Origin of the sequence: Photorhabdus sp. RM71S (assembly GCF_042879355.1) — a bacterium.
GTDB classification, from domain to species: domain Bacteria; phylum Pseudomonadota; class Gammaproteobacteria; order Enterobacterales; family Enterobacteriaceae; genus Photorhabdus; species Photorhabdus kayaii.
On the sequence record NZ_JBHFKV010000073.1, the window covers coordinates 1 to 16,272 of the forward strand.

General features: G+C 35.5%; 9 protein-coding genes. All 9 read right to left on the reverse strand.

From position 1 onward, the window contains the following. Positions 1–519 precede the first annotated feature (519 nt). The 9 genes from ACGF5R_RS22130 to ACGF5R_RS22170 all read right to left on the reverse strand — a co-directional run bounded on the left by ACGF5R_RS22130 (position 520) and on the right by ACGF5R_RS22170 (position 15,902). Entirely contained in the window at positions 520–2,112 is a 1,593-nt protein-coding gene (locus ACGF5R_RS22130) for a serine hydrolase (RefSeq protein WP_112878462.1), read from the reverse strand. 171 nt (positions 2,113–2,283) lie between these two features. Continuing rightward, positions 2,284–3,879 (reverse strand): serine hydrolase, encoded by a 1,596-nt coding sequence (locus tag ACGF5R_RS22135; RefSeq protein ID WP_112878463.1) that lies wholly within the window; start codon positions 3,877–3,879, stop codon positions 2,284–2,286. Between the two features lie 177 nt (positions 3,880–4,056). Further along, complete coding sequence (locus ACGF5R_RS22140; protein WP_112878464.1) at positions 4,057–5,652, reverse strand: serine hydrolase; 1,596 nt, start codon at positions 5,650–5,652, stop codon at positions 4,057–4,059. Positions 5,653–5,959: 307 nt separating this feature from the next. Further along, on the reverse strand, positions 5,960–7,555 hold the full coding sequence (locus ACGF5R_RS22145) for a serine hydrolase (RefSeq protein ID WP_112878465.1): 1,596 nt from the start codon (positions 7,553–7,555) through the stop codon (positions 5,960–5,962). A gap of 301 nt (positions 7,556–7,856) precedes the next feature. Then, a complete protein-coding gene (locus tag ACGF5R_RS22150) occupies positions 7,857–9,449 on the reverse strand; it encodes a serine hydrolase (RefSeq protein WP_112878466.1) in 1,593 nt (530 codons plus the stop codon). A gap of 370 nt (positions 9,450–9,819) precedes the next feature. Then, the gene (locus ACGF5R_RS22155) at positions 9,820–11,409 is read right to left on the reverse strand and encodes a serine hydrolase domain-containing protein (protein ID WP_387692764.1); all 1,590 of its coding nucleotides are present in this window, start codon (positions 11,407–11,409) and stop codon (positions 9,820–9,822) included. A 160-nt stretch (positions 11,410–11,569) separates the two neighbouring features. Then, positions 11,570–13,162, reverse strand: a complete 1,593-nt coding sequence (locus ACGF5R_RS22160; protein ID WP_112878468.1) for a serine hydrolase — start codon at positions 13,160–13,162, stop codon at positions 11,570–11,572. Between the two features lie 680 nt (positions 13,163–13,842). Next, positions 13,843–14,943, reverse strand: a complete 1,101-nt coding sequence (locus tag ACGF5R_RS22165) for an amidinotransferase (RefSeq protein WP_112878469.1) — start codon at positions 14,941–14,943, stop codon at positions 13,843–13,845. Between the two features lie 653 nt (positions 14,944–15,596). Beyond that, positions 15,597–15,902, reverse strand: coding sequence for a Cro/Cl family transcriptional regulator (locus ACGF5R_RS22170; RefSeq protein WP_112878470.1), 306 nt, complete (start codon positions 15,900–15,902; stop codon positions 15,597–15,599). Positions 15,903–16,272 lie beyond the last annotated feature (370 nt).

A 16,272-nucleotide genomic window follows, 5' to 3' on the forward strand; every position in this document is an offset into this window, starting at 1 on the left:
ATCGCCCCCGAAAAACACGGGGTGGGAAAACACCGAATGAATTATTTAAGGGAATACGAACATGTTTACTTCCAGATTAACGATGTTGCACTTATTATGTGAATCTACCAACAAATATAATTTCGTAGCTAAATATAGATTTTTCATTTACTATACACTGTACATTCTGATTTAAACTATTCTTCTAACACTAGGTTAGGAAATATGAACTAACATCACATAATTTACCCTTTTCCATAAATTTACCTCCCTTCTATTATAATAAAAACTAAATTTTATCTCTAATTAGAGGGAAGGTGTATCCTTAACCTATCAAGGACGATGAGAATATAAACCAAAAACAATCTATGAAGCAATTAAAATATCACAATCAGGTCGGACAGGCAGAACATCGTCATAATAGTTCCGCCTGAAAATAAATAGATTAAATAGAAAATATCTTTATGATCTCAATCTAATTCCCTCATCTTTCTAGAAAAATACAGTTCTTAATTCATATTTACAATCCTATCAATTAAACTAAACTGAGATAAACTCTATCTTCCAGCAACGTGAATCATTGAGATAAAGGCGAGGTTTATCCGTATCAGAATTCCATTCGAAATCAACAATAAGTTGAGTACTGGGATGAAAATAACTATTTTCGTAAACCCACCGTAAGACTTCTTTTTCCCCAGGCAAGATAACCGCCTCAATATAAATCTCATCACCCGATACTTCAATATTAATCATTGATTCTGTTTCATGATTATAATATCGACCTGATAATCGCTGAATATCAATATCACCTTTATCAGTCATTTTCCTCAAATAAAAAACATTGCCATTTTCATCAATCTGCTCCAGTGCGATAACACTATTATTTTCAATGACAGGTCTGAATCGAATTTCTCCACCCTTCTCTTGGAATGTTCCATCAGCGTTAAAGGTTATCGGATTACCTTTCTCGAATAAATTACCTAGTAAATAGCAATCTTCTTCCTTAGTAATAATATAGGGATAGGGATCTGCCCCTTTGAACATACCGGTGATATCAATATTACTGGTTCGACAATGCTCTGGCTCAGTCATATCAGTATTAAATAATACATTAAGACATTGATTAGTCAATTCAACGGTATTAATACCTGTTGCAGCAGTAATCACGATACCTAATTTAATATCAGGTAAAACACAAACCTCAGCTTTAAAACCACCATAAGAACCATCGTGACGTATTATCTTTTGCCCTTCACGTTGGCTAAGCATCAAACCGTAAGCATAATTGTTACGATTGCCATTGGTTAAATTTGGTGTATGGGATAATTGCGGCAACATATCCCGAACAATCGATGGTGAATAAAATGCTTTCATCCAGCGACATAAATCACTGACTGTAGAACGTAGCCCCGCACTCCCTATAGTTGAATCGTTATGATCCGATCTTATCCATTGATTTGCATCTTCGTTGTAGACATAACCTATTGCCCGGTCTGAAATAACCTCAGTCACCTCATCATAGAAAGAGGTATTATTCATCTTTAATGGAATAAAAATATTTTCTTTCGCATATTCTCTTAACGATTTACCTGAAACCACTTTGATAATTTCCGCCAACAAATTATAACCCGTATTGCTATAGCGAAAATATTCCCCAGGCGTAAAATTAAGCTTTCGTTGCCGTTGAATCAGTTTTCTCAATAAATCCATACTGCGGTGGTCAAAATCTGAGTTTTTACCTGCCAAGCCATAAGGAACATATTTATCCCGTAACCCACTGGTATGATGAATAAGATGCTCAATAGTAATATCAGAGAAATGTGCTGGGAAATAATCCACATATTTTCCAACTTTATCCTTGACGTTGAGCTTTCCTTCTTTTTCCAGCAAAGCAATACAAAAGGCGGTGAATTGTTTTGAGACACTCGCCATATAGAATTTCGTATTTGGGGTTACAGCAGCAGAATGTTCAATGCTAGATTGCCCGATATAGCGCTTATAAATGGTTTCATTTCCGTGGGTAATAGCAACTGCGAGAGCGCCACCTTTTTTCTTATTTTCAATATCAATTAAATTATCTATTTTATTAAGAAGAGACTTAATATTATCTCTAGATATCGTCAATTTCATCATTAATTTCCTTACTTAAGGTTATATAAACAGAATATATATAGTCTGATAATACGGTGTAACAGGGCAGAACACGAATATGAAAATTCCATCTAAGATAATTACAATCTAATATAATTCAATCCATCCTTCCAAAAAAACACGGTTCTTAATTCATATTTACAACCCTATCAATTAAACCAAGACGAATTCTATCTTCCAACAATATCCATCATTAACATAAACACGAGGTTCATTTGTATCAGAGTTAAATTCAAAATCAATAATCAACTCTGTCGCCGGAAGAAAATAACTGTTCCCATAAATCCACCGTAAAGCTTCTCTCTTTCCCGGTAAGATAATTGCATCAATATAAATCTCATTACCTAATACTTCAATATTGATAATCGATTCTGTTTCATGATTATAATAACGCCCTGACAATCGATGAATATCGATATCACCTTTATCGATCATTTTTTTCAAATAAAAAATATTGCCATTTTCATTAATCTGTTCTAATGCAATAACACGGTCATTTTCAATGATAGGTTTGAAGCGGATTTGCCCACCTTCCTCTTGAAATGTGCCATCCGCGTTAAAGATAATCGGATTGCCTTTTTCGAACAAATTACCTAATAAATAGCAATCTTCTTTGGTAATAATATAAGGAAATGGCTCCATTCCTTTGAAAATACCGGTAATATCAATATTACTGGTCCGACAAGGCTGTTTGTTTGGTTCAGGAACACCGGTATTAAACAACGCATCAAGACACTGCCTGATAAACTTATAGACATTAGTATTTGCTGCGGAGGTAATAGCGATACCTAATTTAGCATCAGGCAAAATGCACATTTCTGATTTGAAACCACTATAAGAACCACCATGTCGCATTATCGTTTGCCCTTCACGTTGGCTAATAATCAAACCGTAGGCATAATTGTTACGATCGCCATTAGTTAGATCTGGCATATGGGATAACTGAGGCAATAACTCCTGAACAATCGATGGCGAATAAAATGCCCTTATCCAACGACACAAATCATTTACCGTAGAATAAAGCCCTGAACCACCAACCACCGCATCATTGAGATCATATCTTCTCCACTGGCGCGACGCCTCGTTATAAGCATAACCCATTGCCCGATCAGAGATAATCTCGGTTATATCATCATAGAAAAAGGTATTTTTCATCTTTAATGGGGCGAAAACATTTTCTTCCGCATATTCTCTCAATGATTTACCTGAAACCACCCTGACTATTTCCGCTAATAAATTATAGCCCGTATTACTATAGAGATAATATTCTCCAGGCATAAAATTAAGCATTTGTTGCCGTTGAACCATTTTTCTCACCAAATCAATATGACGGTGGTCAAAGTCCGAGTTTTTACCTGCCAGATTATAAAGCCCAAATTGATCCTGTAATCCACTGGTATGGTGAATAAGATGTTCAATGGTAATATCAGAGAAGTGCGCAGGAAAATAATCCAAATATTGTCCAACTTTATCCTTGACGCTGAGCTTTCCTGCTTTCTCCAACAAAGCTATGCAAAAAGCGGTGAATTGTTTTGAAACACTCGCTAAATAGAATTTAGTATTAGGTTTTACCGCCACAGTATGTTCGATGTTAGCCTTTCCTATATGGCGCTGATAAATAGTTTTATTGCCGTAGGTAACAGCAACTGCGAGAGCGCCACCCTTTTTCTTATTTTCAATATCAATTAAATTGTCTATTTTCTTAAGAAGAGATTTAATATTATCTCTAGATATCGTTGATTCCATCATGAACTTCCTTATTTAAGGTTATAAGACAGAGCATATATACGATCTGATATACCCGTTATCTTTCAAGTTGCCTCTTTGTTGGCTGCACTCGGTCACATCGTTACCTATGCTCCCGGGGATTCGCTCCCTTGCCGTCTCGATGCATCTTGAAATCCATAGGGTATATCACTTTATAAATTAAACTGCGACAAATTCTATCTTCCAACAACGTGAATTACTGATATAGAGATGAGATTTATTGGCATCAGTATCTAATTCAAAATCAATAATCAGTTCAGTACTGGGAGAGAAATAACTATTCCCGTAAATCCGCCGCAAGACTTCCTTTTTACCAATATAAATTACCCCATCAATATAAATCCCATCGCCAGAAGCGGAAACAGTAATCGTTGCTTCTGTTTCATGACTATAATATCGCCCTGCAAATCGCTGAATATCGATACCTCCGTCATCAACCCTCTTTTTAAGATAAAAAACATTGCCATTTTCATTAATCTGTTCCAATGCAATAACACTGTCATTTTCAATAACAGGTCTGAACCGGATTTTCCCATCCTCCTCTTGGAATGTTCCATCAGAGTTAAAGATAATCGGATTGCCTTTCTCGAATAAATTACCTAATAAATAACAATCTTCTTTGGTAATAATATAAGGATAAGGTTTTATTCCTTTGAAAATACCCGTAATATCGATACCACGAGTCCGACAAGGCTGTTTTTCTAGTTTAGTACCATTGGGATTAAACAATACATCAAAACACTGTCGAACAAACTTAGAGACATTAGTATTCATTGCAGAAGTAACAGTAATACCTAATTTAGCATCAGGCAAAATACAAACTTCTGATCTGAAGCCGCCATAACCACCATCATGTCGTATTATCTTTTGCCCTTCACGTTGATTGATCGCAAAACCGTAAGCATAATCGTTACGATTGCCATTAGTTAAATCTGGCGTACGAGACAATTGAGGCAATAGATCCTGAACAATCGATGGTGAATAAAACGCTCTCATCCAAAGACACAAATCATTCACTGTAGAATACAGCCCCGAACCTCCTACCACCGCATCGTTGAGATCTTCTCTTATCCATCGGTTCGAGTCCTCGTTATAGGAATACCCCACTGCCCGGTCAAAAATAATCTCGGTAACATCATCATAGAAAAAGGTATCTTTCATCTTTAATGGGGCGAAAACATTTTCTTCTGCATATTCTCTCAGCGATTGACCTGAAACCACTCTGACTATTTCCGCCAGTAAATTATAGCCCGTGTTGCTATAAAGATAATATTCTCCAGGCGTAAAATTAAGCGCTTGTTGCCGTTGCGTCAGTTTTCTCACCAAATCAATATGACGGTGGTCAAAGGCTGAATTTTTACCTGCCAGGCTATAAAGTAAAAATTGATCACGTAATCCACTGGTATGGTGAATAAGATGCTCAATGGTAATATCAGAGAATTCTGCGGGAAAATAATCCAAATATTGTCCAACCTTATCCTTAACGCAAAGCTTTCCTTCTTTCTCCAACAAGGCTATGCAAAAAGCAGTAAATTGCTTTGAAACACTCGCCAAATAGAATTTAGTATTAGGTTTTACAGCAACAGTATATTCAATGTTAGCCTTTCCGATATAGCGCTGATAAATGGTTTTATTGCCGTGGGTAACAGCAACAGCAAATGCTCCACCCTTTTTTTTATTTTCAATATTAACCAATTCGTCTATTTTCTTGAGAAAAGAGTTAATGTTATCTGTAGATATCTTCGATTCCATCATGAACTTCCTTATTTAAGGTTATAAAACAGAACATATATATTCAACCTAATAGCAATACATATGTGGGCAGTACTGTAAGACGTAAACAGGAAACATCCAAGTAATAATGACTATCATTTAATGTATGAATGGCAATATAAAGTAACTACGGAAGCTGATGTTTTCAAAAAACAGACAGAACATAAATATAATAGTTCTGCCTGGAACAAAATGCATCTAATAGGAAATATCTTTAGGCCATCAATAGCATTAATTTCATTCTGCTATAATAATGCCGTTCTTCTATTCTGACTTATCACTTTATAAATTAAACTGCAATAAATTCTACTCTCCAACAACCCCAGTCATTGATATAAAGGTGAGGCTTATTCATATCAGAGTCCAATTCAAAATCGATAACAAATTCAGTACTCGGGGAGAAATAACTATTACCGTAAACCCGCCGTAAAACCTCTTTGTTCTCAGGATAAGTAACCCCATCAATATAAATTTCATCTCCAGAAGCGGAAATAGTCACCGTTGCTTCTATTTCATGACTATAATAATTCCATAACAATTTCTGAATATCGATAATATCGTCATCAGTCATCTTGTTAAAATAAAAAACATTGCCATTTTCATCAATCTGTTCCAATGCGATAACACTATTATTTTCAATGATAGGTCTGAATCGGGTTTTACTTCCCTGCTGTTGGAATGAGCCATCAGAGTTAAAAGTAATCGGTTCGCCTTTTCCGAATAAATTGCCCAATAAATAGCAATCCTCTTTGGTGATAATATAAGGATAAGGCGTTGCCCCTCGGAAAATTCCTGTGATATCGATATCACAGGTTAGACAATGTGGTTTTTCCGGTTCAATTATATTCGTGTTAAACAACACATCAAGACACTGTTCAATCCATTGAATGACATTAATATTCGTTGCAGAGGTAATAGCGATACCTAATTTAGCGTCAGGCAAAATACAAACATCAGATTTGAAACCAGCATAGGAACCATCATGCTGTATTATTTTTTGCCCTTCGCGTTGACTGATAATCAAACCGTAAGCATAATTATTGTGATTGCCATTGGTTAAATCTGGTGTACGAGATAATTGAGGCAACAGTTCCTGAACAATGGATGGTGAATAAAATGCTCTTATCCAACGACACAAGTCATTCACCGTAGAATAAGCCCCTGTGCCACCTACCACCGAACCATTGAGATCATATCTTGCCCACCGGTTCGGTTCCTTGTTATAAGTGTAACCCATCGCCCGATCAAAAATAATCTCTGTGACATCATCATAGAAAGAAGTATCTTTCATCTTTAACGGAGCGAAAATATTTTCTTCTGCATATTCTCTCAATGATTTACCTGAAACCACACTGACGATTTCCGCCAGCAAATGATAGCCCGTGTTGCTATAAGTATAATATTCGCCAGGCGTAAAATTAAGCGCTCGTTGCCGCTGCGTCAGTTTTCTTATCAAATCAATATCATGGTAATCAAAACGCGAGTTTTTACCTGCCAAGCGATAAAGTAAAGATTCATCACGTAATCCACTGGTATGATGAATAAGATGTTCAATAGTAATATCATAAAATTCTATCGGGAAATAATCCAAATATTGCCCAACTTTATCTTTGACGCTGAGCTTTCCTTCTTTCTCCAATAAGGCAATGCAAAAAGCTGCGAATTGTTTTGAAACACTCGCCAAATAGAACTTAGTATTAGGTTTTGCAGCCACAGCATGTTCAATGCTGGCTTTCCCGATATGACGCTGATAAATGATTTTATTGCCGAGGATAACCGCAACGGCGAGAGCGCCCCCCTTCTTTTTATTTTCAATATTAACCAGTTCGTCTATTTTCTCGGTAAATAACTTAATCTTATCTGTAGATATAGTAGATTTCATCATGAAACTCCTTATTTAAGGTTACAAAATAAAATATATACGGCCTGATATCAATACATATACAAACAGTACTGTAAGACGTAAATAAGAAATATCCAAGTGATAATGGTTATCATTTAATATGTGAATGGCAATATAAAGTAATTATCGGAGCTGATGTTTAAAAAAACAGACAGAACATAAACATAATATTTCTGCCTGGAACAAAGTGCATCTAATAGAAAATATCTCTAGCTCCTCAATAGTATTAACTCTATTCTGCTATAACCATATCGCTCCTAATTCTAATTTATCACTTTATAAATTAAACTGTGACGAATTCTATCTTCCAACAACGTGAATTACTGATATAGAGATGTGGTTTATTGCTATTAGGATCTAATTCAAAATCAATAATCAGTTCAGTACTGGGAGAGAAATAACTATTCCCGTAAATCCGCCGCAAGACTTCCTTTTTACCAATATAAACTACCCCATCAATATAAATCCCATCGCCAGAAGCGGAAACAGTAATCGTTGCTTCTGTTTCATGACTATAATATCGCCCTGCCAATCGCTGAATATCGATACCTCCGTCATCAACCCTCTTTTCAAGATAAAAAACATTGCCATTTTCATTAATCTGTTCCAGTGCAGTAACACTGTCATTTTCAATGATGGGTCTGAACCGGATTTTGCCTCCTTGCTCTTGGAATGTACCGTCAGAGTTAAAAATAATCGGGTTACCTTTTTCGAATAAATTACCTAACAAATAAGTCTCCTCCTTGGTAATAATATAAGGATAAGGCTCTTTCCCTCGGAAAATACCGGTGATATCGATATCACTGGTTAGGCAATACGGTTCTTCTGGCTTAATATCGGTGTCAAACAAGATATCAATATTCTGTTCCACCCATTTAGAAACATCAACACCTATTGCAGCGGTAATCGCGATACCTAATTTAGCATCCGGTAAAATACAAACATGAGATTTGAAGCCAGCATAAGAACCACCATGTTGTATTATCGTTTGCCCTTCGCGTTGACTGATAATCAAACCGTAAGCATAATTATTGCGATTGCCATTGGTTAAATCTGGTGTACGGGATAATTGAGGCAACAGATCCTGAACAATCGATGGTGAATAAAATGCTCTCATCCAACGACACAAATCATTCACGGTGGAGTGACCCCCACCACCACCCACAGCAGAATTATTGATATCGTCTCTTACCCACTGGTGCAGCTTATTATTATAAGCATAACCTATAGCCCGATCAGGAATAATCTCGGTTATATCATCATAGAAAAAGGTATCTTCCATCTTTAATGGAATGAAAATATTTTCTTCCGCATATTTCCTCAACGATTTACCTGAAATTACGCTGACTATTTCCGCCAGTAAACTATAGCCCGTGTTGCTATAGAGATAATACTCCCCAGATGTGAAATTAAGTGCCTGTTGCCGTTGGACCAGTTTTCTCACCAAATCAATATGACGGTGATCAAAGTCTGAATTTTTACCTGCCAAGTGATAAAGTAAAAATTTATCCCGTAACCCGCTGGTATGGTGAATAAGATGTTCAATGGTAATGTCAGAAAATTCTGCGGGGAAATAATCCAAATATTGTCCGACTTTATCCTTGACCCTGATCTTTCCTTCTTTCTCCAATAAGGCTATGCAAAAAGCCGTGAATTGTTTTGAAACACTCGCTAAATAGAATTTAGTATTAGGTTTTACAGCTACAGCATGTTCAATGCTAGCTTTCCCAATATGACGCTGATAAATGGTTTTATCGCCGTGGGTAACCGCAACGGCAAGAGCCCCTCCCTTTTTTTTATTTTCAATATTAACCAGTTCATCTATTTTATTGATAAATAATTTAATATTATCTGTAGATATTGTTAGTTCCACCATTAATTTCCTAATATTTAAAGTTATACAAGTAGGGCACATATATACAATCTGGTGATACAACATATGCGGGCAGAACTATAAGGCATAAACAAGAAACATCCAAGTGATAATGATTATCATTTAATGTATGAATGACAATATAAAGTAACTGTGGGTGAAAATCAAAATTAGCTAATTTTTACAAATAGTTATTTGATTTCATAAATCATTTTCGATCTAATGTTTACAAAAAATAGGCAGAACACAAATATAACCGTTCTACCTAGGATAAAGTGCATCTAATATAAAATATCTCCAGACTATCACAATAGTATCAATCCTATCCTACTAACGAAATACTGTCCTAAATTTGTATTTACTAACCTGTCAATTAAACCGAAACAAATTCCAAATTCAAGCAGCGCGAATTACTGACATAGAGACGACATTTATTTGAATCTGGATCAAACTCAAAATCAACAATAAGATTAGTTCTTGGGGATAAATAACTATTCCCATAAATATGCCGCAAAACCTCTTTTTTTACCGGATGGATAATCGCATCAATATAAACATTTTCATCAGCCGATATAATATTAATTACCGCCTCTGTTTCGTAACTATAATAACACCCTGACAATAGTTTAATATCGATACTCTCTTCATTATTCATTTTTTTAAAATAAAAAACATTACCATTTTCATCAATCCGTTCCAGTGCGATAACATTGTCATTTTCAATGATAGATCTGAACCGGGTTCTACCTCCTTGCTCTTGGAATGTACCGTCAGGATTAAAAGTAATCGGGTTACCTTTTTCGAATAAATTACCTAAAAAGTAAACATCTTCTTTGGTAATAACATAAGGATAAGACTCTATCCCTCGGAAAATACCGGTGATATCAATATTATCGGTTAGGTAATGCGGCTTTTCTGGCCCAACATCGGTATTAAGCAATATATCAATATACTGATCCACCCATTTAGCAACATTAACACCTATTGCAGCGGTTATCACAATACCTAATTTAGCATCTGGTAAAATACAAATATTATTTCTGAAGCCAGCATAAGCACCACTGTGTTGTATTATCGTTTGCCCTTCGCGTTGACTGATAATCAAACCGTAAGCATAATTGTTACGATTTCCATTGGTCAAATCTGGCGTACGGAATAATTGAGGCAATAGATCCTGAACAATAGATGGCGAATAAAACGCTCTCATCCAACGGCACAAATCATTCACGGTGGAATGAACCCCTGCACTACCCACCACAGAATTGTTGATATCGCTTCTTATCCACCGTTGCGAACTCTCATTATAAGTGTAACCCATCGCCCTGTCAGGGATAATCTCGGTTATATCATCGCAGATAAAGGTATCTTTCATATTTAATGGGGCGAAAACATTTTCTTCTACATATTTTTTCAACGGCTGGCCTGAAACTACGCTGATGATTTCCCCCAGCAAATAATAGCCCGTGTTGTTATAAAGATAATATTCCCCAGTGGGGACATTCAATGCCTGTTGTCGTTGAATCAGTTTCCTTACTAAATCAGCATGGCAGTAGTCAAGATCTGAATTTTTACCTGCCAGACCATAAAGTAAAAACATATCCCGTAACCCACTGGTATGATGAATAAGATTTTCAATGGCAATATCAGAGAAATGCACGGGTAAATAATCCAAATATTGTTTGATTTTATCCTTGACGTTGAGCTTTCCTTCTTTCTCCAGCAAAGCTATACAAAAAGCCGTGAATTGTTTTGAAACACTCGCTAAATAGAATTTAGTATTAGGTTTTATAGCCACAGCATGTTCAATGCTCGCTTTCCCGATATGACGCTGATAAATGGTTTTATTACCGTGGGTAACCGCAACGGCGAGAGCGCCACCCTTTTTTCTATCCTCAATATTAACTAATTCATCTATTTTTTTGATAAATAATTTAATATTATCTGTGGATATTGTCAGTTTCATGATTAATCTCCTAATATTTATAAAAAACAGACAGAACATAAATATAATAGTTCTGCCTGGAACAAAGTGTATCTAATGGAAAATATCTTTAGGCCCTCATAATATTAATTCTATCCTACTCACGAAATGCTGTTATAAACTTATATTTACTAACCTGTGATTAAATTTCAACGAATTCCACATTCAAGCAACGTGAATTACCGATATAAAGACGAGATTTATTCGTGTCAGGATCAAATTCAAAATCAACAACAAACTCAGTACTGGGAGAGAAATAACTATTCCCATAAATACGTCGCAAAACCTCTTTTTTTACCGGATGGATAATCCCATCAATATAAATATCATCACCAGACACTATAATATTAATTACTGCCTCTGTTTCGTGACTATAATATCGCCCTGACAATAACTGAATATCAACACTACTTTCATTGTTCATCTTTTTCAAATAAAAAATGTTACCAATTTCATCAATATGTTCCAGCGCGATAACACTGTCATTTTCAATGACAGGTCTGAACTGGATTTTACTTCCTTGTTCTTGGAATGTACCGTCAGAGTTAAAAATAATCGGGTTACCTTTTGTAAATAAATTACCTAAAAAATAAAAATCTTCTTTAGTAATAATATAAGGGTAAGGCTCTATCCCTCGGAAAATACCGGTGATATCAATATCACTGGTTAAGCAATGTGGTTTTTCTGGCTCAGCATCGGTATTAAACAATATATCAATATACTTATCCGTCCATTTACCAACATCAACATCGGTTGCAGCAGTCATCGCGATACCTAATTTAGCATCTGGTAAAATACAAATATTAGCCCTGAAGCCAGCATAGGTACCACTGTGTTGTATTATCCTTTGCCCTGCACGTTGGTCGATAATCAAACCGTAAGCATAGTTGTTACGATTGCCATTGGTTAAATCTGGTGTACGGGATAATTGAGGCAGTAAATCCTGAACAATAGATGGTGAATAAAACGCTTTAGCCCAACGACATAAATCATTCACGGTGGAGTGAACCGCTGCACTACCCGTCACAGAATTATTGATATCGCTTCTTATCCACTGTTGCGAATTCTCATTATAAGTGTAACCCATCGCCCGATTAGAGATAATCTCGGTTATATCATCACAGATAATGGTATCTTTCATCTCTAATGGAGCGAAAATATTTTCTTCTGAATATTTTTTTAACGACCTACCTGAAACCACTCTGATGATTTCCCCCAGCAAATAATAGCCCGTGTTGCTATAAATATTATATTCCCCAATGGGAGCATTTAGTGTCTGTTGTCGTTGGATCAGTTTTTTCACTAAATCAGCATTGCAGTAGTCAAAACTTGAGTTTTTACCTGCCAGACTATAAAGTAAAAATACATCCCGTAACCCGCTGGTGTGATGAATAAGATGCTCAATGGTAATATCAGAGAAATGCTCGGGTAAATAATCCAAATATTGCCTGACTTTATCTTTGACATTGAGCTTTTCTTCTTTCTCCAGCAAGGCTATGCAAAAAGCCGTGAATTGTTTTGAAGCACTCGCCAAATAGAATTTAGTATTAGGCTGTATAGCCACAGCATGTTCAATGCTCGCCTGCCCGATATGACGCTGATAAATTATCTTATCATCGTGGATAATAGCAACTGCGAGAGCTCCACCTTTTTTTTCATTTTCAATATTAACCAGTTCATCTATTTTTTTGATAAATAAATTAATATTATCTTTAGATATCATCGATTTCATCATGAATTTCCTTATATAAGATTATAAAACAAGACATATATATATGCAGTCTGATAGCAATAAATATGTTGTAAGTACTGTAAGACGGAAATAACCAACATCCAAGTAATAATGATTATCATTTAATATATAAAGAGAAACAGAAAGTAACTGCGGTTACTCATCAGAACAGATGAATTCGTACTAACAATGATTCACTACCAGCAATTATTTCAGAACTCATACTTAAATTCAGAATTAAACAGACTGTTACTATTCATAATCATAGCAATGATGGGGAGGAAAAGAAATACAAGCAAAACGCATGCACACTGTGATTAATCTTAACTGTGTGCATGCGGGTATTCATCTCTAACATTTATACCCGTCATCTTTCAAGTTGCCTCTTTGTTGGCTGCACTCACTCACCCCGGTCACATAGTTACCTGTGCTCCCGGGGATTCGCTCCCTTGCCGTCGCGATGCATCTTGAAATCCATAGGGTATACATCCGTCATATATAAATGTAGAGGCATATTTAGCTATAGCCAAATATTGGGGAAGCTTTCAATATCACAATCACTTTTACAATAGTGAAATTATCCCAATACACAACTAGTGTAATAGTGGCTACCGTATGCAAGATACTTAATGCAAACATTGCTGCATCCCAAAGGGAATATCTCCAGATAGCCATCATTATTCCTAGTCAAGATAAGACTGTAAAGTTCCGCGCCGTCTTACATCCACTGTTGCACAATGGAAGGAACCGCCGAACGTATTAAAATTCCTGAAATTACATGGAATAGGCGTAAAGCCCCAGCGTTTCATCGCAGCGATCATTGGTTCATCCTGCTTTTCAACAATCACTCGCTGTTCATCCAACATCAGAATATTCATGTTGATCCATTTACTGGTCGTATACAGAGGATGGTCATCAGGAATAACTGGTTTCGGTGCATGTAATACATCCCAGTTCCTAAACAATTCAGGAATTTTTAATACTTTTTCTGGGTGAATTAACAGTTTTCCTGGCGCCATAGGAACAAAGGTGGCATCAATGTGCATAGGGCTATCATCGTTAAATTCAAAAACATGAATACGATATTCATCACCTATATGACGACGAAGCCATTCAATACCAAATTCGTTTGTAACATGGCTCTTTTGAGCAATGATGTCTCTCCCACATCGAATAAAATCCGCAGCATCAAAAGTCGGTTCAAACTCAGTTATAGCAAGGGGAACACGCTCCTTGCTATTAGGCTGATGCCATTCGAAATTATATTGTTCCTCGGTCAACTGTGGCTTTGGCCCGGCGCTCCATTTTGCACCTTTCTTAAAGTAATCTTTAAGTAAAGTCTTATATGCCGCTGTCTCAAAATAACGGGAACGCCATGCTAGCGGGCATTCAATAATATCATTTCCAATAACTAACAGCACATCGCGAGGCATTGCACAATAAAACCCTGTACTACTCCAGCCTGGTGCGCCAAATACCTGAGATTGGTCTTGCGGATCTGGACGACGTACTGTCACACCTTCACCTTCAAGAATATGGACAAACTCTTCTAACTCTCTAGATGCTGCATCAATTTGCTCTTGCGGGAATGACCGACCTGCATACCGATGAAAATTAGCAATCTGATTCGGTGGTAATATTGGCTCTATCGCCATATGCCAACCGGGAAATCTGGCGCCATCAACGACACCGACAATAACCTCCTCAAGTGGATCCCATTCATTAAAAGAACAAACTGGGGAAGTATTCTTACTATTACAATCTGTTACATTTGAATCAAGCATGTCGTCTCCTGATATTTTAATATTATGTCGCTTTAAAACTATAACAATTGTATTAATTGCGACCCTATTTTCATCAAAATAAACCTCTTAGAAAAAATTCAATTTCAATATATCATCATACATAATATTATGGATTTACATTTCTTTCTGTTTAAAAAGTCAAATTAACTATGATTTTTTTAGATCTGCCAAATCCAACAAAAAAATCATAACATTAGCTATTTAAAACAGTAAAAAACTATTAAAAAATTTATTTTTTCATCATAAAACTTTCAATTAAGGTAATAATATAAAAAACAACTTTATAGTTTCACTTTGATTTTATCACTCTAAAATAATAATATAAATTTGTCTTCGAGCAATAATATATGGACATTTAAATTTGTAAAGGAATTAAATTTAAGCATTGTAAAATAGAGTTAATGTGATTGTTTGCTTTATAATTATCACCGTTAAAACATTACCATAAATAAACCACAATTTATTTATAAAATATAGATTATTTAATTTCACAATAATTCATTCAAATAGGAACAGGAAGAACGTAAATATTCACGTTCTTCCTACGGTTAGGTGCATTTGATAATTGATTATATCGCTCAAACTAAATCCAATTATTCTACGCACTCACTTAGAAATTTAACAAATACTTCTTAAATTTCAACACCTACTATATATTTGATCTTAGTAAGATTACTTTTTGCGACTTTTACTTTTACATCTAATTTTTCATGAAGAACACGTAACAGAGAAAGATAGAGTAACACAATCTTGTCTTTATCTTTATCACCATCAACAAGTAATAGATGAAAATCATCAACTACGCCTAAAATATTTAGACTAACGATAACTGAGCTGGGTGACAGAATATCAATATTGACCTTCTCTACTTTACCCACTTTAAGCTCATCATCGACAATCAGCTCTTCATTTAATAAAATATCTTTCTTAATTATCATAGCATAAACTCCAAAATTTAATCTAATCAATTGATAAATAACTTATATCGCTCAAAAACACATACAATAAGCTATTTATCTTGCCCACACAAAACGGTAACCATTTTCACTAGAAAACAAGGTGTTTATCAGGAATTTATCCAGCATTTAGATAATATCTACAGCATTTTTGGTGCCATATTGATGCTTTATCTAATACATATAACTATAGATGTCATTAATGTATTGTCAATAAAATAAAAAAATAAATTTAATTAATTTAAAATCAATAGGTAGATTCACATAATAAGTGCAACATCGTTAATCTGGAAGTAAACATGTTCGTATTCCCTTAAATAATTCATTCGGTGTTTTCCCACCCCGTGTTTTT